This window comes from Neobacillus sp. Fa239 (assembly GCF_055395235.1).
Genome location: NZ_AP041611.1, coordinates 4580149 through 4599372, shown reverse-complemented (window position 1 = coordinate 4599372; position 19224 = coordinate 4580149). Strand labels below are relative to the sequence as shown.

The 19224-nt window shown below is 40.3% G+C and carries 21 protein-coding genes; 16 read left to right on the top strand and 5 right to left on the bottom strand.

Annotation, left to right across the window (positions count from 1 at the left end; genetic code table 11):
- Positions 1 to 64 precede the first annotated feature (64 nt).
- From ACZ5XR_RS22815 to ACZ5XR_RS22795, 5 genes are all read left to right on the top strand, one after another.
- On the top strand, positions 65 to 1264 hold the full coding sequence (locus tag ACZ5XR_RS22815; RefSeq protein WP_464498766.1) for an ornithine--oxo-acid transaminase: 1200 nt from the start codon (positions 65 to 67) through the stop codon (positions 1262 to 1264).
- A gap of 26 nt (positions 1265 to 1290) precedes the next feature.
- The gene (locus ACZ5XR_RS22810; RefSeq protein WP_464498765.1) at positions 1291 to 2553 is read left to right on the top strand and encodes a Glu/Leu/Phe/Val family dehydrogenase; all 1263 of its coding nucleotides are present in this window, start codon (positions 1291 to 1293) and stop codon (positions 2551 to 2553) included.
- A 21-nt stretch (positions 2554 to 2574) separates the two neighbouring features.
- Entirely contained in the window at positions 2575 to 3738 is a 1164-nt protein-coding gene (locus ACZ5XR_RS22805; RefSeq protein WP_464498764.1) for an iron-containing alcohol dehydrogenase, read from the top strand.
- A gap of 146 nt (positions 3739 to 3884) precedes the next feature.
- Positions 3885 to 5234 carry a glucose-6-phosphate isomerase gene (locus ACZ5XR_RS22800; protein ID WP_464498763.1) on the top strand — a complete coding sequence of 450 codons (1350 nt, stop codon included), beginning with the start codon at positions 3885 to 3887 and terminating at the stop codon, positions 5232 to 5234.
- Between the two features lie 87 nt (positions 5235 to 5321).
- Complete coding sequence (locus ACZ5XR_RS22795) at positions 5322 to 5720, top strand: YugN-like family protein (protein ID WP_464498762.1); 399 nt, start codon at positions 5322 to 5324, stop codon at positions 5718 to 5720.
- Here ACZ5XR_RS22795 and ACZ5XR_RS22790 read toward each other — a convergent pair whose 3' ends face one another.
- Complete coding sequence (locus tag ACZ5XR_RS22790) at positions 5721 to 6713, bottom strand: ion channel (protein ID WP_464498761.1); 993 nt, start codon at positions 6711 to 6713, stop codon at positions 5721 to 5723. It abuts the gene before it with no gap.
- 173 nt (positions 6714 to 6886) lie between these two features.
- Here ACZ5XR_RS22790 and ACZ5XR_RS22785 point away from each other — a divergent pair, with 173 nt between their 5' ends.
- From ACZ5XR_RS22785 to ACZ5XR_RS22770, 4 genes are all read left to right on the top strand, one after another.
- A complete protein-coding gene (locus ACZ5XR_RS22785) occupies positions 6887 to 7063 on the top strand; it encodes a Spo0E family sporulation regulatory protein-aspartic acid phosphatase (RefSeq protein WP_464498760.1) in 177 nt (58 codons plus the stop codon).
- Between the two features lie 125 nt (positions 7064 to 7188).
- A complete protein-coding gene (locus ACZ5XR_RS22780) occupies positions 7189 to 8862 on the top strand; it encodes a DUF6044 family protein (protein ID WP_464498759.1) in 1674 nt (557 codons plus the stop codon).
- A gap of 18 nt (positions 8863 to 8880) precedes the next feature.
- Positions 8881 to 9918, top strand: a complete 1038-nt coding sequence (locus tag ACZ5XR_RS22775; RefSeq protein ID WP_464498758.1) for a glycosyltransferase family 2 protein — start codon at positions 8881 to 8883, stop codon at positions 9916 to 9918.
- A gap of 95 nt (positions 9919 to 10013) precedes the next feature.
- Positions 10014 to 10637 (top strand): LysE family translocator, encoded by a 624-nt coding sequence (locus tag ACZ5XR_RS22770; protein WP_464498757.1) that lies wholly within the window; start codon positions 10014 to 10016, stop codon positions 10635 to 10637.
- A gap of 33 nt (positions 10638 to 10670) precedes the next feature.
- On the opposite strand, the gene ACZ5XR_RS22765 is transcribed toward ACZ5XR_RS22770, so the two are convergent.
- Entirely contained in the window at positions 10671 to 11981 is a 1311-nt protein-coding gene (locus ACZ5XR_RS22765; protein ID WP_464502412.1) for an amino acid permease, read from the bottom strand.
- 47 nt (positions 11982 to 12028) lie between these two features.
- Positions 12029 to 12187, bottom strand: coding sequence for a hypothetical protein (locus ACZ5XR_RS22760; RefSeq protein WP_464498756.1), 159 nt, complete (start codon positions 12185 to 12187; stop codon positions 12029 to 12031).
- 185 nt (positions 12188 to 12372) lie between these two features.
- Between ACZ5XR_RS22760 and ACZ5XR_RS22755 the strand changes: the two genes are divergently transcribed.
- A complete protein-coding gene (locus ACZ5XR_RS22755; protein ID WP_464498755.1) occupies positions 12373 to 13131 on the top strand; it encodes a yteA family sporulation protein in 759 nt (252 codons plus the stop codon).
- A gap of 45 nt (positions 13132 to 13176) precedes the next feature.
- Here ACZ5XR_RS22755 and ACZ5XR_RS22750 read toward each other — a convergent pair whose 3' ends face one another.
- Positions 13177 to 13350 (bottom strand): DUF4025 domain-containing protein, encoded by a 174-nt coding sequence (locus tag ACZ5XR_RS22750; protein ID WP_464498754.1) that lies wholly within the window; start codon positions 13348 to 13350, stop codon positions 13177 to 13179.
- Between the two features lie 78 nt (positions 13351 to 13428).
- On the opposite strand from ACZ5XR_RS22750, the gene ACZ5XR_RS22745 reads away from it, so the two are divergent.
- The 6 genes from ACZ5XR_RS22745 (at position 13429) to ACZ5XR_RS22720 (ending at position 18152) form a co-directional block, all read left to right on the top strand.
- Positions 13429 to 13566 carry a hypothetical protein gene (locus ACZ5XR_RS22745; RefSeq protein WP_464498753.1) on the top strand — a complete coding sequence of 46 codons (138 nt, stop codon included), beginning with the start codon at positions 13429 to 13431 and terminating at the stop codon, positions 13564 to 13566.
- 106 nt (positions 13567 to 13672) lie between these two features.
- Positions 13673 to 14569, top strand: a complete 897-nt coding sequence (locus ACZ5XR_RS22740; protein WP_464498752.1) for a cation diffusion facilitator family transporter — start codon at positions 13673 to 13675, stop codon at positions 14567 to 14569.
- A 217-nt stretch (positions 14570 to 14786) separates the two neighbouring features.
- Positions 14787 to 15725 (top strand): magnesium transporter CorA family protein, encoded by a 939-nt coding sequence (locus tag ACZ5XR_RS22735; RefSeq protein ID WP_464498751.1) that lies wholly within the window; start codon positions 14787 to 14789, stop codon positions 15723 to 15725.
- Positions 15726 to 15859: 134 nt separating this feature from the next.
- Complete coding sequence (locus ACZ5XR_RS22730; RefSeq protein WP_464498750.1) at positions 15860 to 16006, top strand: hypothetical protein; 147 nt, start codon at positions 15860 to 15862, stop codon at positions 16004 to 16006.
- Positions 16007 to 16173: 167 nt separating this feature from the next.
- Positions 16174 to 17658 (top strand): aldehyde dehydrogenase family protein, encoded by a 1485-nt coding sequence (locus ACZ5XR_RS22725; protein ID WP_464498749.1) that lies wholly within the window; start codon positions 16174 to 16176, stop codon positions 17656 to 17658.
- A 98-nt stretch (positions 17659 to 17756) separates the two neighbouring features.
- Positions 17757 to 18152 (top strand): cytosolic protein, encoded by a 396-nt coding sequence (locus ACZ5XR_RS22720; RefSeq protein WP_464498748.1) that lies wholly within the window; start codon positions 17757 to 17759, stop codon positions 18150 to 18152.
- Between the two features lie 152 nt (positions 18153 to 18304).
- On the opposite strand, the gene ACZ5XR_RS22715 is transcribed toward ACZ5XR_RS22720, so the two are convergent.
- Positions 18305 to 19210 carry a nuclease-related domain-containing protein gene (locus ACZ5XR_RS22715; RefSeq protein WP_464498747.1) on the bottom strand — a complete coding sequence of 302 codons (906 nt, stop codon included), beginning with the start codon at positions 19208 to 19210 and terminating at the stop codon, positions 18305 to 18307.
- Positions 19211 to 19224: the final 14 nt, after the last annotated feature.

Below are 19224 nucleotides of genomic sequence, written 5' to 3'. Positions count from 1 at the left end.
TCGTCTGCTCGGCTAAAATATAATTAATGTACATATCTTTATTGAGAAAAGAAGGAGGGTTTCTATGACAGCTAGAGTTAATTCAAATCATTTAATTGAACAAACCGAAAAATATGGAGCACCTAATTATCATCCCCTGCCAATCGTTATATCAAGTGCAGAAGGTGTTTGGGTACAAGACCCTGAAGGGAACAAATATATGGATATGCTCAGTGCCTATTCAGCTGTAAACCAAGGTCACCGCCATCCCAAAATTATTCAGGCTCTAAAATGTCAGGCCGACAAGGTCACATTAACTTCACGGGCCTTTCATAGTGATAAACTTGGTCCTTGGTATGAAAAGGTAAGCCAATTAACCAAAAAAGAAATGGTCCTTCCAATGAACACTGGGGCAGAAGCGGTCGAAACCGCTTTTAAAGCAGCGCGGCGCTGGGCCTATGATGTAAAAGGGGTTGCTGAGGATCAAGCTGAGGTTATAGCGTGCAATGGAAATTTCCATGGACGGACAATGACCGCCGTTTCATTATCTTCCGACCCTGAATACAAAAGGGGCTTTGGACCGATGCTTCCCGGGATCAAATTGATTCCTTATGGAGATTTAGAGGCACTAAAGTCAGCTATTACACCTAATACAGCAGCATTTTTAATAGAGCCGATTCAAGGAGAGGCCGGAATTGTCATCCCACCGGAAGGCTTTATGAAGGCTGCATTTGATCTTTGTAAGGAAAACAATGTTTTGTTTATTGCCGATGAAATTCAGGCTGGTTTAGGCCGAACAGGAAAAATGTTTGCCAGTGAATGGGAAAATATTGAGCCAGATATGTATATTCTTGGTAAAGCACTCGGGGGTGGTGTCTTCCCGATTTCCTGTGTTGTCGCCAACAAAGATGTTTTAAGTGTATTTAATCCGGGATCACACGGGTCTACCTTCGGAGGCAACCCTTTAGCGTGTGCTGTTTCCATTGCTGCTCTTGATGTACTCGTGGATGAAAAACTTGCCGAGAGATCATTGGAGCTTGGAGAGTATTTTATTGGAAAATTAAAAGAAATAAAGAATCCTAAAATTAAGGAAGTCCGCGGACGGGGCTTGTTTATTGGCGTTGAACTAACAGAGCCTGCACGAAAATACTGCGAAGAATTAAAAGACCAGGGGCTTTTATGTAAAGAAACCCATGATACTGTCATTCGGTTTGCTCCGCCGCTCATTATTAGTAAAGAAGAATTGGATTGGGCGATAGAGCGCATTACAAAGGTGTTAAGTTAACAGATCGAACTTTTAGGGGTGCAATAATGGGGAGTGAAGTAAAGGGAAGAGGGAAAAAAAATCTGCTCGAGTCCACCCAAATTGTGATTCTTAAAGCATTGAAAATGCTTGGATTTGGCGAGGAAATGTATGAATTGCTGAAGGAACCTTTACGTATGTTTCAAGTAAGAATACCGGTGCGTATGGATGATGGTTCCATCAAAATTTTTACCGGTTACCGCTCCCAGCATAACGATGCAGTTGGACCAACAAAGGGTGGTGTCCGCTTTCATAAAGATGTCAATGAGGACGAAGTTAAGGCGCTGTCGTTGTGGATGAGCTTAAAATGCGGGATCGTTGATTTACCTTATGGGGGAGGGAAAGGCGGCATCGTATGTAATCCCAGAACGATGTCACAGGGAGAATTAGAACGGTTAAGCCGAGGATACGTTCGGGCTATAAGCCAGATTGTCGGACCAACAAAAGACATTCCATCACCAGGTATTTACACGAATTCACAAATAATGGCCTGGATGATGGATGAATACAGCCGTCTTCGGCAATTTGATTCCTCCAGTTTTATTACCGGTAAACCACTGGTGCTTGGAGGTTCAGAAGGACGGGAAAAAGCATCTGCACGAGGAGTAGCCATATGTATTCATGAGGCAGCCAAAAAACGGGGTATTTCAGTAAAGGGAGCCAGAATTATTATCCAAGGGTTTGGAAATGTTGGGAGCCACCTTGCCAAGTTTATGCACGAGTCAGGTGCGAAGGTTATTGGCATTTCAGATGTCTACGGGGCCCTTTATGACCCGGATGGACTAAATATTGATTATCTTTTAAGCCGTCGCGATCGTTTTGGAACGGTCACAACCCTTTTTGATGGAACGATTACCAATCAGGAGCTGTTGGAAATGGACTGTGATATTTTAGTCCCTGCCGCTATTTCCAACCAAATAACAGCAGGTAATGCTCATAATATCAAGGCATCCATAGTGGTTGAAGCGGCGAATGGACCGACGACGCTGGAAGCGGCCCAAATCCTTTTGGAGCGGGATATTTTAGTTGTTCCGGATGTATTAGCCGGCTCCGGGGGTGTTACGGTCTCATATTTTGAGTGGGTGCAAAATAAACAGGGATATTATTGGACTGAAGCGGAAGTAGCAGAAAAATTACAAGAAAAGCTCGAGCATTCCTTCAATCAAGTTTATGACCTGGCTCAACATCGGAACGTGGATATGCGTTTGGCCGCATATATGGTCGGAATAAGAAAAATGGCTGAGGCTGCTCGGATAAGAGGCTGGATTTAAAGAAAAGGATGGAGTCAAACTATGGAGAATTTTACTTTCAGGAATCCAACAAAGTTGATTTTTGGAAAAGGACAATTGGAACAATTAAAAACTGAAATTCCACAATACGGAAAAAAGGTTTTGCTTGTTTATGGCGGCGGCAGTATTAAACGAAACGGCCTATATGAACAGGTGCATGGTGTTTTAAAAGAAATAGATGCCCAGGTTTTTGAACTGCCTGGAGTGGAGCCTAATCCAAGAATTACCACCGCACGTAAGGGTATTGAAATCTGCAAACAAGAAGACATCGAATTCATTTTAGCCGTCGGCGGGGGCAGTGTAATTGATTGTACAAAGCTAATTGCTGCAGGATCAAAATATGATGGAGATGCATGGGATTTAGTGACCAAAAAAGCAGTTGCAGCGGAAGCTCTTCCGTTTGGAACCGTCTTAACATTGGCCGCAACCGGTTCGGAAATGAATGCAGGATCGGTAATCACCAATTGGGAAACCAATGAAAAATATGGCTGGGGAAGCGAAGTTACTTTCCCGAAATTTTCAATTTTAGATCCAGTCAATACGTTTACTGTTCCAAAAGATCAAACAATCTATGGAATGGTTGATATGATGACACATGTTTTAGAGCACTATTTTCATTTAGAAGAAAATACACAATACCAGGACCGGATGTGTGAATCATTGCTGATCACTGTCATGGAAACTGCCCCGAAGCTGCTGTCTGACCTTGAAAATTATGACGATCGGGCAACGATTTTATACGGAGGAACTATGGCGTTAAATGGGATTTTAAATATGGGTTACCGCGGGGATTGGGCGACACATAATCTCGAGCATGCGGTATCTGCTGTCTATGACATCCCTCATGGCGGCGGCCTTGCCATTTTGTTCCCAAACTGGATGAAGCATAATTTAAACGTAAAGCCGGAACGCTTTCAGCAGCTTGCTGTCAGAGTGTTTGGAGTAGACCCGAACGGAAAGAGTGCTGAAGAAGCCGGCCTTGAAGGAATTGAAAAGCTGCGTGATTTCTGGAACAGCATTGGTGCCCCTTCTCGATTAGCAGATTATGATATTGATGATAGTAAAATTGAGTTAATGGCTGATAAAGCAATGGTTAACGGTGCTTTTGGCAACTTTCAAAAACTAAATAAGGAAGATGCAATAGCCATTTATCAGGCATCTTTGTAAAAAGTATAAGGAGGTTGTCCTTTTGGGATAACCTCCTTAAAAATTTTGTAGAAAAATGCACACGCTTTCAATGATGGACCTTCCTTGATTATCTGACCTACATTCGTTAAAGTGATTAGTGAAAATAAAATAATGGAGGATCATCTATGACACATGTTCGTTTTGATTACTCAAAAGCCCTAACCTTCTTTGGAGAGCACGAGCTTACATACTTGCGTGACGCGGTAAAGGTTGCGCACCATTCCTTGCACGAAAAAACAGGAGCAGGAAGTGATTTTCTAGGGTGGATCGAACTCCCTACTCAATACGATAAAGAAGAGTTTTCCCGAATTCAAAAATCGGCTGAAAAGATTAAATCCGATTCGGATGTCCTTCTTGTCATTGGGATTGGAGGTTCATACCTGGGAGCACGAGCTGCGATTGAAATGCTTCAGCATAGCTTTTATAATGCACTGTCTAAGGAAAAACGTACGACACCGCAGATTATTTTTGTTGGTAACAATATTAGTTCCTCCTACATGAGAGATGTCATGGACCTTCTTGAAGGGAAGGATTTCTCGATTAATGTAATTTCTAAATCAGGAACTACCACAGAACCAGCGATTGCCTTCCGGATTTTCCGTAAACTATTAGAGGAAAAATATGGTGTTGATGAGGCGCGAAAACGGATTTATGCGACGACTGACAAAGCGCGTGGTGCCTTAAAAACCTTAGCTAATGAAGAAGGCTATGAAACCTTTGTTATTCCGGATGATGTTGGCGGACGTTATTCCGTTCTTACGGCTGTCGGCTTACTTCCCATTGCAGTAAGCGGTGCTTGCATTGAAAAGATGATGGAGGGGGCGGCCCTTGCACAAGAGGATTTCAGTCACTCTGAGCTGGAAGATAATGCAGCGTATCAATATGCAGCCGTTCGCAATGCTCTGTATAACAAAGGTAAAACCATTGAAATGCTCATTAATTATGAACCAGGCCTTCAGTATTTTTCTGAATGGTGGAAGCAGTTATTTGGTGAAAGTGAAGGAAAAGACCAAAAAGGAATTTTCCCATCATCGGCCAATTTTTCAACAGATCTTCATTCCCTGGGTCAGTATGTTCAAGAAGGGCGTCGCGATTTATTTGAAACCGTCATTAAGGTCGAACAGCCGCGCCATGAATTGACAATTGAAAAAGAAGAAAGTGACCTTGATGGCTTAAACTATCTTGCAGGCCAAACCATTGATTTTGTAAATAATAAAGCCTTTGAAGGAACAATGTTGGCCCATACAGATGGCGGCGTGCCAAACTTAATTGTTACGATTCCAACACTTGATGAATTCACATTTGGCTATCTTGTTTATTTCTTTGAAAAAGCCTGTGCCATGAGCGGATACCTGCTTGGTGTGAATCCATTTGACCAGCCAGGTGTTGAAGCCTATAAAGTCAATATGTTTGCTTTGTTGGGCAAACCTGGATTTGAAGAAAAGAAAGCTGAGCTTGAAAAACGATTAAAATAAAAATGGAGGGACGACTTTTTAGTCGCCCTTTTTTATTGAAATCCTTTTGTTTGGAGAAACTAACAAGCAAAAGGAGGAGAGGTTATCATGATACAACTGTCATCAAAGGTTGAGGGAATGGAATTTGATTTGTTTAAATTAGAGCAAAAATTAAAGCCAATCGGTTATTCAATTGGCGGAAACTGGGATTATGACCATGGTGCCTTTGATTATAAAATCGATGACATTGAGGGATATGAATTTCTCAGATTGCCCTTTGAAGCCGTTGACGGCCAGCTGGACGCCAATAACTGCACGGTCCAGCTCGGAAGACCATTTTTATTATCACATGTCTATCAAACTGGAATCGATGACCGGGTTGATTCTGCCGGTACCTTTAATCAATTTCAAGAACCGCTTGATGAAGATGCCAGTTTTCCTCGAAAATTTATTGATAAGGGTAAAGCGCTTGTTGAAGAATTGGAAGCTGTCCTACTTTCAGATTAATTATTTAAAAAGTAAAAAAAGATCATTCTCTTCAATTTTTAATGAATGGGAGGGGTTAAGTATGGTCTCTTCCCCTCTTTTGATTCCAATTAGAAAACTCTTATTCATTAAAAATTCCTGACATGCTTCGATAAAGGTTTTGCCAATATCACTTTCATTTATAGAATGAGCGGATAATCGGCTTTCCTGCAAGTGATGAACAAAATCTGACAGCAGCCCGTCCCCGTTAGAATGAAGACTGTTGACCATAAAAACACTCGTCAGTTTATTGGATTGGATCACTTCATCCGCTCCTGCTCTCAATGCATTGATCACCTGCTCAGCTGTCAGAATCTCCACAATACATTTGATTTCCGGACATAACCCCTTGATTGTCAATAAAGCTAAAATGCTGTTCATATCTGCCTGAAGCTCATCATTTCCTCGGTCTGCGGTGATCAAGACTTTTTCCGCTTTTTCAATATTACTTTTTAAAATTGTTTCATCGACATGACTTTTCCCCTGGATAAAATGAACAAACTTGGAGCTCAGGGGGTTTGAAGGCAAAGTTTCATCAATTAACACCACCATTTGCGAATATTTTGGGCTGGTAATTTTCGCAATTAATTCCTTGGACCTTTCATTCCAGCCAATGATGATGATATGTCCTTCCCCTTTAAACTCAATTTTCCCCTCTGAAAGGGCATCTTGTTTAGTCACTGCCGCCGCAGCCAATGTTCCAAAATAGGACGAAACAATGCCTGCTCCAAGCAAAATTAAGAGCAGGGCTGTGAGTCTTCCCCAAAAAGAAGAGGGGACATAGTCCCCATAGCCTACGGTTGTACCAGTAATGATCGCCCACCAGATTCCATCATAAATCGTAGGAAAGGTATCAGGCTCAAGAAAATGTATAAAAATACCAAAAAATAGGAAAACTAGTAAAGCAATTAAAAGAATGCGAATTAATAGCGGTAAACGTAGAAAGCTGATATAAACACGGTTTGGCAAAGCCATCACCTCATGATCTTTTTCCTATTATTAACAAATGGGGAGTATTTTATCACAGGTCTTTGTTCACAAAAAGTTCGTTACTTTTATATTTACCCTACTTGTAATTCTTTCAAAAAACTAATAAATTATGATTAATAACATGTAAATAGTATCAATTCTGAAATGAGGTCGACGGCATGAAGAATAGCATGAACGCTTTGTTGTCAATTATTGAAAGTACCAGATCTGAAATGATTGTTTTAGCACATCAGTATGGATATACCAGCCCGAAAGTTGTTCAATGCAGCCAAAAACTCGATACTCTTTTAAATGATTATAGGAATATAGAGCAAAAACAATATTTTTTTCAATAAGGCCTTCCGGCTTCCGGAAGGTTTTTTTATGTTAAGAGACTGGAAAAAAAGGGATAATTTTTATCTGAATTGCAAATTTTATATACAACCGCAGGTTTTGACAAAAGATTATTGGGGTGTAAAGAGTGTTGAATAATACGAAGAAAGAGCAAGGGTCTATCATCTTTGCTTTGATCGTTCTGATGATCTACCTTTCTCCATTGTTTATTTTACAGGACAATGCCCATATTCGTGTTCATGATAATTTGGATTCAAACTTAACATGGTATAAGGTTTTAGCACGAAGCGGTGAAATGTTTGGTCCGTTGAACGGGATTATTCCCCAAATTATTAATGGAGCTCCGAGAAATACCTTCTCCTCGGAATTCAGTTTAATTGTCTGGCTTTATTCTTTTTTCCCGACGATGATTGCTTATGGTTTAAGCCAAGCCTTAACAAGATTTGTCGCATTTTTTGGAATGTATTTACTCCTTAAAAAGCATTTTATCCCCGGCTCAGACTGGTGTTTTTTACATATTGGCGGAGCACTTGCCTTTGCCTTAACCCCTTATTGGCCATCGGGGATGCTGAGTACTTTAGGGATGCCGCTTGCCCTCTGGGCGTTTCTCAATATCCGGAATGGAACAGGAACGTGGAAGGAATACCTGGTTTTAACTTTATTGCCCTTATATTCAAGCATTGTTTTAGGCTTTTTCTTTTTTTTATGCGCCTTGGGTATCTTGTGGATTTTCGATGTTTTGCGCGGAAAAAGCTGGAATTTACGATTCCTGTTGGCCATTGTTTATATGACCGGAGTCTTTTTGCTTGTTGAATATCGCTTGCTCTATTCCTTCTTATTCTCGGCTGAAGCCAATAGCCGGGATGAATATATTCATGCCTATCTGCCATTTTGGCGGGCGGTTCGCCTTACATTTAAAAATTTCCTTTTTGGGCATACACATGTGATGACGTTACATACCCTTTTTATCCTTCCAGCATCTTTTATTGCACTTTATTTTATTTATGCTAAAAAATTATGGAAACAGGAAAAGCTATTTGTCTTTCTATTTACATTGAATTTTTTGTTATCCCTTTGGTATGCCTTTTGGTTTTATCATGGATGGCTATCGCTGACAAAACAATTTCATTTTTTGAATACGTTTAATTTTGCCCGTTTTCACTTTTTAAAGCCCTTGGTCATTTATGTGTGCTTTGCTCTTGCATTAAAAATCATTTCTCTTCAAGGAATAAGCTGGGCAAGAGCCGCAAAATCCCTGGCAGTCCTTCAGATTCTGCTTCTTGGATTAACCAATGACGAAATTATTTACCATCAAAAACCCACCGTTAAGCAATTTTATGCGGAGGAATTATTTAAGGAAATTCAAGAGTATATAGGTGTTCCCCAAAAAAATTATCGTGTTGCAAGCATTGGGATCCATCCTGCTGTTTCACAGTACAATGGATTTTACACACTTGATACGTATAATAATTTTTATCCATTAGCCTATAAACATCATTTTCGAAAAGTGATTGAGAAAGAATTGGCTAAAAATAAAACGATACAGAATTACTTTGATCAATGGGGCGGCCGCTGCTATCTCTTTACGAGTCAACTGGGAAAGAACGTAATGATTAAGAAACATTCAAAAAGACATTTGAAAAACCTTCAGCTTAATACACATGTTTTTAAAGAAATGGGCGGAAAATATATTTTCTCCGCCCTGCCCATCGATAATGCGGCGCAAAATCAATTGATCCTTGAAAAAGTGTTTCAATCGAAAACGGCTGCATGGAAGATTTATTTGTATAAGACTATGTAATATCGGAGGTATTCCATTGTGATAGAGCCAATCCTTACAATTATTGTTCCTTGTTATAATGAAGAAGCAGTCTTGCCAATGACCATTTATCGGCTTCATCAGGTTGTAAAGGGGCTTATTTCTGAGAGTCTTGTTTCAGATAAGAGCAAAATATTGTTTGTTGATGACGGCAGTACGGACCGGACATGGGACTTGATCTATAAAGAAGGATTAGAAAATGAGTTGGTGCGCGGTTTAAAATTATCGCGAAATGTCGGACATCAAAATGCTTTGTTAGCAGGTTTATTTACTGCTAAAAATTCTTCAGATTGTTTGATTTCGATAGATGCCGACCTGCAGGATGATATCGAAGTGATTCGCGAGTTTATAATCAAATACCTGGAAGGCAATGAGATTGTTTATGGAGTTCGCAAATGCCGGGATACGGATACATTTTTCAAACGTACTACAGCCCAAGGCTTTTATAAGCTAATGGAGAAAATGGGTGTGGACCTCATCTATAACCATGCTGACTTCCGCTTAATGAGCAAACGTGCCGTAGAAGAGTTGGCACATTTTAAGGAAGTAAATCTTTTTTTACGCGGCATTGTACCACTGCTCGGCTTTCAAACAGCAGTTGTTCAGTATGACCGAAAGGAAAGGGAGGCGGGTGACACAAAGTATCCTTTCAAAAAAATGCTGGCCTTTGCTTTTGATGGGATTACTTCTTTTTCTGTTTCCCCAATCCGCTTTGTCCTAGTGATTGGCTTTGTCTCCTTTTTTTTGAGTCTGCTCTTTGGCGGATATTTTCTAACGCTAAAGTTTTTGGGAAATACCGAAACAGGCTGGACCTCCTTGATCACGTCCATTTGGCTTATCGGAGGCTTGCAGCTGATTGCCATCGGCTTAATTGGAGAATATGTTGGGAAAATTTACAAGGAGTCGAAACAGCGCCCAAAATATATTATCGATATTGATTTATTTAATCTTCCGGAGCAGCGGCATCATTTACTCCAACAATCACTGGACGAAGAATTTTTTCAGCATGAGCTAAGAAAAATTACGGAAACAAATTAGGGTTTTCCATTTTGGAAAGCTCCTTTTTGTGTCGTACAATCCTTCCTACTTGAATAAAAATACGTAGACAGGCTTTTTTGGCGGGAGGGATTGGAATGAATGCATTTTTAAGCTATATTTTATTGGGATTATCTCTGGCGGCCCCAATAGGTCCCATTAATGCTGCTCAAATTGACCGCGGAATTCGGCATGGGTTCATTCATGCCTGGCTGATTGGGGTAGGAGCAGTATTGGCAGACGGAATTTATATGCTGGTTGTTTATATTGGCATTGTGAAATTCCTTGAGGCTCCATTAGTGCAGATATTTTTGTGGCTATTTGGCTGTTTTGTTCTCGTTTATACCGGTATCGAAAGCATAAAGAATGCAGGCAAAATAAATTTGGAGTATACAAGAAACAAGGAACCGCTGACAAAATCATTTGTTTCCGGATTTTTAATGTCCATTTCCAATCCATTAACCATTCTTTTCTGGCTTGGAATTTATGGTTCCATTCTTGCCAAAACAGCCTCTGCATATGAAAACAGCCGATTGATTCTTTACAGCTGCGCCATCTTTATAGGTCTTTTGCTATGGGATATATCGATGGCAGGAGTTTCCAGCAGTTTCCGGAACTTTGTGACATCGCGGCTTTTAGTCATGATCTCAGTTTTGTCCGGTCTTTCATTGATTGGATTTGGCTTTTATTTTGGATTTCAAGCCGTTCAGCTTTTTATTTGATTACAAAAAGGCCGGGCAGCTACCCGGTTATCCTTATGCTGTCGGCCATGGATTAAGAATTTTCTTTTTAGTCCACTTAAAATGCATGATGAAGGCGATTACGCCAATGATGCAAACAAATAATAAGCTTATAAAGAACCCCGGTCTGCTGGTTGCGTGAAATAAAGTGCCGCTGATGGCAATTAAAATAAAGATGGCGCCGGCCCCGTTCTTAATCTTCTCTTTCACTTTTAAGTCAAGAATTTTTCTGGAAGAGGCAAGAATAAATAACCAATTATACAGAAGCATTAAGCCTGCCGCTGTCGTGATATATTCATATATCCTTCCTGGCATCACTAATGCGGTGACAATGGAAGCGCTGATTCCGATGATGGTCAAAAACAATGCTGGCAGAGGGATTGTTAATTTCCCTTTTTTCGAGAATATCCTCGGTGCATCCCCCTCCTCTGCAAGTGTTTCAAGAATGCTTGTAACTCCAAAAAGGGAAGCAGTCATGGTGGAAAAACCGGCAATGATAAGGGCTGCATTAAAGATATGGGGCACAAATGAAAGCTGGTAGGCCTTTAAGGCAATGACAAATGGACTTTCCTTCGAATTGAAAGAGTTCCAAGTTACCATGATAACGGCAAGGCCGATTGAAAGGATATAAATGGTGGTAAGGACCATCAACATGATCTTTCCAGCTTTCGGTGCTTCTTTCGGATCGTTTAATCTTGCAGCCATTAACCCCAATACTTCGATTCCGCCATATGCATAAAAGGCAAAAATGACAGAGGACCATAGACCTTTAATACCATTTGGAAAAATATCTTTCATACCTTTCGGATATTGAATGGGCTTATTTCCATCGAGGACACCAAAAATGGCAAGGCAGGCAATGATAATAAACATTAAGATGGCGGAAATTTTCAATATAGCAAGTACGTTTTCCATTCTGTTCAAAGCCTTTACACCAACTAGAAGAACAACAAGCCCGAGCACCGAATAACCCGTGGCAAACAACCATAATGGAATTTTAGGAAACCAAAACCTCGAAAAAATGGACAAAGCGGTCATTTGACTTCCCATGATCAGCATTTCGGAGCACCAATAAACCCAGCCGCTGCTAAAGCCGGCCCATCTGCCATAAGCCTTTTTGGCATAGGTGCGAAAGCCGCCTGTTTGCGGGTCTTTTGATGTCATTTTGGAAAGGGCATCAAATACGAAATACGATCCAATCGCCGCCATAATAAATGCTACTAAAATGGAGGGCCCTGTCATTTTTATGGCCAAACTGGAACCTAGAAAAAAACCGGTCCCGATTGTACAAGCCACTCCGAATAATGAAAGCTGCCACCATTTCATCACATTACCCCTCCCTCAAAAAAGGCTGGGAAATCAATCCCCACCCTTTAAATTGTCCGCCCTGTTGCACCCGGGGACTTATCCGTATTATCTTGATTGTTATATTCGGAATCATTTAAACCTGGTTTTTGTTTATCATTTCCTAAATAACTACCTCGATGCTTTTGCTGGATTTTATTAAATTCATCCCAATTTTCATTAACCAAAAAAACCCCTCATTTCTTCATGCAGATACATTAGTTAAAGTACACGTCTAAATGAAACTTATTCGTAAGGAATTTTTATGGAATTAAAATTTTATTACATAAACCATCGGAAAAACATTGAAACTAAAATAGAGTGATAAAGGTGAATTCAGCATCTGTTTTTATATATGAAAGGGGTTCGACCTATGCTATCAACCGAGCAGCTGGCAGATTTACGCTTGCAATTGTTGAAAGAAAAAAGCGAAGTGGAAGAATGTCTGGAGCAAAATGACCATTTGGGCTTAGAACGGGGGCATGACCATGAGTCAATGGGGGAATTATCAAGCTATGATAACCATCCCGCAGACGATGGAACGGAGTTATATGAAAGGGAGAAGGACATTGCCTTAAATGAACACTATGAACTGCAATTAAGGAATATCAACCATGCCCTGGAGGCAATGGAAAACGGGACATATGGCAAATGCGAAGTCTGTGGGAAGGATATTCCGATTGAGCGGTTAGAGGCACTGCCTAATACAACTTATTGTAAGGAGCACAGTCCGGATCAGGTTGTTTCCCATGATCGGCCGGTTGAGGAAGGAGTCCTAATGCCGCCATGGGGGAAATTTGATATGGATGATAAAAATGAAGATGTTGCCTTTGACGCAGAGGATTCCTGGCAGACGGTCGCACAGTGGGGGACATCGGAAACTCCATCTGATTTAGCATTCCCACAGGATGATTACAGTGATATTTATGCGGAAGCAGATGAAAATATTGGCTATGTCGAGGACTATGAGAACTTCGTGGGAACGGATATGTATGGAAAAAATATTACGGTCTATCCAAATCCACAGCATGAGCATTATGAAAATGCTCTTGATGATGAAGGCATTATGACAAGCTTTGGAGACTTGCCGGCTTTCGAGCACGATGCATATGTTGACAACGGTGAAAAGTAAAAAAGAAAACAGCTTTCACTAATGAGAGCTGTTTTCATTGAATTCTTATTTTTGCTCATCGTCTGCTGTCTCGTCGACAACACCTTCCATATAAACATCACTAGCCTGCTCATGGGTAGTGGCAAAGCCAGAGGCCAGCTCATTGTTACTTTGATAATCACTGGCATGAAAAAAACTCCCGGCAATTTTTGCACTGTCTGTTTGATTCTTTTTGTTCATTCCAAACACTCCTTTTTTTAAATACTACAGACGTATTTTCTACTTAAAAAAATAATTCATTCATTGGAGTTGAACCACATGCCTAAAAAAAGCGAGTTTCCAACAAGGGAAGAATTGGATCACGCCTTTCATTTTCTTCAGGATCAAATTACACTTATTTCCGTTAGGGAAGAAGAGGAAATGGAAAGGACTGAAACAAAGGGACGAGAGGGATGATGTTGAATCTGTCCAAATAAGGTTCAAGGGTGCAAGAATTTTTCTCTAGACCCACCTAGACTTGGTTTGGTATGCTTTTCAAGAGAATTTTCCGGGGTGGTAAAAGATGGAATTAAGAGAAACTCTTGCAAGAAAAGTGGCATGGATTAGTGTAATCAGTAACATTGTTTTGACATTGGGGAAAATTTTCATCGGATTTATCGGAAAAAGTGATGCCGTTTTTGCTGATGGGATCCACTCTGCTGCCGATGTCTTCGCCTCCATTATTGTTTTATTGGTGATAAAAATTTCCAATAAACCTGCAGATAAGGAACATCCGTATGGTCATGGCAAGGCAGAAGTGATTGTATCCGAAATCATTGGGATTCTCCTTTTTTTTGTTTCCCTTTATGTGGTCTATGAAGGAATCAGTGGATTTTTTCATAAGGTTGAACCTCCAAGCTTCCTTGCGATGTGGATCGCTCTTTTTTCCTACATTGCAAAAATTATCCTATACCACACTTCGCTAAATGTTGCCAACAAACACAGCAGTAAAGCGGTTGAAGCCATTGCGTTAGACCATAAAGCAGATATTGTGGCGTCCATTTCGGCAGCGATCGGCGTTCTGCTTTCGCTCATTGGGGAACATCTGCACATTCCATTCCTGTTATACGGAGACAAAGCTGCTAGTATTTTTGTTGCCTATTTAATATTTAAAATCGCAAAAGACATGTTAACTGAAGCCTTCGACATTTTGCTTGAGCGCAATATTAATAGTGAGACCATTCAAGATTACATAACGATTGTCTCAGAGTTCCCTGAAGTAAGGCGGATTGACCGGATACGTGCCAGAGAACATGGCCACTATGTCCTCGTTGATTTACGGATTGCCATTGATCATTTTAAAACGATTAAAGAAGGCCATGACCTTGCTAAATCAATCAAAGGGAAATTGATGGGCAAATTTGACAATATAAACGAAGTATTGATTCATTTAAATCCTTATTTTCCGGAAGATCAATAAATCTGTTTGTGCTTTTGCCCATTTGGGTTTATGATAAGATAGGAAAATAAAATGTTTTAAAGGAGTTGATATTTTTGAGTTATTCCGTAGACCCGGACCCAAGTAGGCGCGGGGAAGTCAATGTGATCCTTGAATTGATTGAATTGAATATCAAGAATATCAGCTCTAGAGAAGGTTGTTGGCTTCCTCAAACAAAGTGAGTGAGGAGGTTTTAAACATGTTGGAAATATACAAAAGTACCGAAACGAAAGCACTTGAAAAAGTGGATGTTGTTTCAAAGGGCTGCTGGATTAACATGTACGCCCCAACGGAAGATGAAATCAGCCGGGTTGCAAACGATGCCGATATTGACGTTGACATTTTAAAGGATGCGTTGGATGATGAAGAACGTCCAAGGATTGAGCGCGATAACGGTCAGATAAACATCATCGTCGACTTTCCATATGTCGTCAACGATGAAACCGGACTGGAGCTTTATGAAACCATTCCTATCGGGATCATATTAACAGATGATTTAATCATCACTGTCTCCTTAAAGAACACAACCATATTAGAGGATTTTCGGAAAAATAGAGTCAAAGAATTTTTTACTTTTAAAAAGACACGTTTTGCCCTACAAATCTTGTTTATGATTTCTTCTTACTATCTCCGTTATTTAAAACAAATCAATAAGAAAACAAATGAAATTGAACGTCAAGTTCATCAATCATTGAAAAATAAAGAGCTATATGCTTTTCTTGCCTTAGAAAAAAGTTTGGTATACTTTACTACTTCATTAAAATCAAACAAGGTCGTTCTTGATAAAATCCTGCGCTTTAATTATTTAAAAATGTACGAAGAAGACAAGGACTTATTAGAAGATGTTATTATTGAAAAAACGCAGGCAATCGAAATGGCCGAAACCTATCGTTCCATCTTAAGCGGGATGATGAATGCTTTTGCATCGATTATCTCGAATAATTTAAATATAGTCATGAAATTTTTAACGTCGATCACCATTATTTTATCCTTTCCAACGATGGTCTCGAGTTTTTACGGAATGAACGTCAATATACCGGGTCAGCATAGCCCGCATGCCTTTTACATTACCTTATTCCTTTCAGGGTTGTTATCGAGTGTCACAGCCTTCATCTTTTGGAAAAAGAAATATTTTTAGGTTACCAGCCTTTTTTGGGCTGGTTTTCTTTTTATGATAATGATTCCTTATCATAGAAGATAATAAAAAGCAATGCGAAAAAAGGATAATTTCAGCCCGCTTGTATAAAATAGTGGCAAGTGGAGGGTGATAAAATGAAAGAAAAAGAGAAGAATTTATCAAAGGAATTATACGGATTAGAGCCGGAAATGAGCTTGTTATCCGTCAATTTCGCAACAGGGGAAAATTCATTTTTAAATGAACGAGGTCAAGAGGATAAAGAGGAGAATCAGCAAGAGTAGCGGCGCCGTTTAAAGCGCCGCTGTTTTTGTCTAAAAATGCTGTCGGTAATATTTTGAATATTTTAAATAGATTTTAGTTGAATGCTAGTTTTTGATAATGATAAGATTGAAATCGGGATTGTAAGCGCATTCAATCCTTAAAATGGTACATATAGGGAGGAATCACATTGAATCAAGCCACAATCAGTCTAAAAGAAAAGGTAGAAAAATTTTTACTTGGAAAAAAGAAACTGTACATTGATGGTCAATTTGTTGAAAGTCTCTCACAAAAAACATTTGATACTTATAATCCGGCAACAGGGGAAGTTCTTGCTGCAGTTTATGAAGCTGGACCAGAAGACATTGACCGTGCCGTAAAAGCTGCCAGAAAAGCTTTTGATGAAGGCCCTTGGAAAAAAATGAGTGCAGCAGATCGCGGCAGATTAATGTACAAGTTGGCGGATTTGATGGAACAAAATAAAGAAGAGCTCGCTCAATTAGAAACACTCGATAACGGAAAGCCAATTCGCGAAACAACTGGTGCGGATATTCCTCTTTCTGTTGAACATATGCGGTACTATGCTGGTTGGACAACGAAAATTGTTGGTCAAACTATACCAGTGAATGGACCATTTTTTAACTATACCCGTCATGAAGCCATTGGCGTTGTCGGACAAATTATCCCTTGGAACTTCCCGCTGTTAATGGCGATGTGGAAGCTTGGCGCAGCGCTTGCAACAGGCTGTACCATTGTTCTAAAACCGGCAGAACAAACTCCTTTATCTGCCTTATATTTGGCAGAATTAATCCAGGAAGCAGGCTTCCCTGCAGGAGTCGTGAATATTGTTCCGGGCTTCGGCGAAACAGCCGGTCAGCCGCTTGTTGATCACCCACTTGTTGATAAAATAGCTTTTACCGGCTCAACGGAAGTCGGTAAGTCTATCATGGCACGCGCTGCTAAAACACTTAAGAAGGTAACTCTTGAGCTTGGTGGAAAATCACCAAACATTATTTTACCAGATGCCGATTTAACAAAGGCCATCCCAGGTGCCTTGAATGGGGTTATGTTCAACCAAGGACAGGTTTGCTGTGCGGGTTCGCGCGTCTTTATTCAAAAGAAACAATTTGATAATGTCGTCGCCGATATGGTGAGCCATGCCGAAAAAATCAAGCAGGGTGCCGGCTTGCATGCAGATACAGAAATCGGACCGCTTGTTTCGATTGAACAGCAAAAACGTGTTCTTGGCTATATTGAAAAAGGCTTGGCGGAAGGAGCAGAATTATTGGTAGGCGGAGATAAACCGTTTGAACAAGGCTATTTTGTTTCTCCGACGATTTTTGCAGATGTTCGCGATGAAATGACCATCGCCAAAGAAGAAATTTTCGGCCCAGTTATTTCTGCGCTGCCATACGAGGATTTGGATGATCTAATTGATCGCGCCAATAATAGTGAATATGGTTTGGCTGCCGGCGTATGGACGCGAGATGTTGCAAAGGCTCATTATGTTGCCGAACGTCTTCGTGCCGGCACGGTTTGGGTCAACTGCTACAATGCATTTGACGCTGCCTCTCCATTCGGCGGCTACAAGCAATCAGGTATCGGCCGCGAAATGGGCTCCTATGCCTTGAACAACTATACAGAAGTGAAGAGTGTTTGGGTATCGTTGAAATAAGATGGGTCTGGCGAGAACTGGGAAAATTCCGGTTCTCGTTTTTTTATTGCTTAAAAAGGGCATACTAAACATATATTGGCAAATTTAAGGAGGATATCATGAAATCATTTGTTGTCAGCTTTCATCAAGAAGATAATGTCGATACTATGCAGATTCAAAAGCTCAGCCAGGAGGACTTCGGAAAAGCAACAGAAGGAGGAACAAGACATTTATTCGATTTAGATACAAACATCGGTTTTTTTGTCTTTTTTGATGCAGAAGACGCGGACGGAGTTGTTTCCTATTTAATGCTTCAATATGAGGAAGAAAACGAAGACCCAGTCGGCTGCTATTCCTTCCGTCTAGAGGATTTTTATGAATTTACCGCTCTCTACTTAAACGATCTGGAATTTAATGAAGAAATCGACGAAGAGGAAGAAGAATACGGCCCGATTCACCATTTGGCACACCTATTATTTCATATCGTTGAAGAAGGCAGGGATTTGGAGGTTTAAATTTGAAGGTTTTGTGGGTTTAGGCGCCGATATTGGCGCCTATTTAATTTTTATTAGCGAATTTTGAATGTCTATTAGCGAATCTGCCGAGTCTATTAGCGAATTTTAACATTCTATTAGCGAATTCCGCTTTTCTATTAGCGAATTGAAAATTACCAGGGGAAGGACCTTGGAAAATAATAACGATATCTGTTCGTCCCTGAATAATTAAGACCCGCGGAAAAAAGTAATCTTTTAGCAGTATGAATAGAATCTAAATGAGCAAACTCCCGAAACTCCCGATTAGTGATTTTCATATCGAACAGCAAAAAATAATCCTTCAGTGCGTCAATATGAGCATCGACAAAATACTTCTCGCAACGAGGACAATGCCACTTTTGTTTCCCTCGTTCCAGTGGAAGATGATGACATTGAGGACAATGGACCCCTGTTTTTAATTCTGACCGTTGAATCCCATACTTTTTAAGAAGATAGGTAGTAGGAGGTGTATTCAATTTTACAAGGAGACGGGAAAACTTTCGAAGGTCCTTCGAAGAGATGAGAGGATCTGAATACATTTTCTCAAATGCTTCTATTCTTTTCAGAAGAATGTCGGACTTGCATACCCGCGGCTTAACTCGGTGTGCGTTTTTTCCGGTGACTACATAGGTCGAATATCCATTGCTTAGCACGACTACATATTCAACTGGCACGTCCGGAAAATGATGTTCAGCCAACAATTTCTTGATGTGTTTTTGGTGCCTTTCTGCTTGTGCAATCGGATAGGGATAGCCTTTTTCTTTGTCATTGGTAATCTGGATAAACTGCTCGTTATCGGTGTCAAAAATTAATTTACCAGCCATATGTTTGACTTCGATAATGAGTGCAAACTCTTGAGTTAGAAGAAGGGTATCAATCTGGCAGTTGTAGTCACCATCCGGGAGATTAAGGTCGTGGAGGATGAGGTATTTTTGTTTGAGGAGCTCGCGAAAATAGAAATCTAGTGATTTTTCCCCTTCGAAGCCGGCGAGCCTTCTTGCCAGTTCCTCTTTTATTTGCTGGTATTTCGCGTGACTCAAAGGAAGTCTCCTCA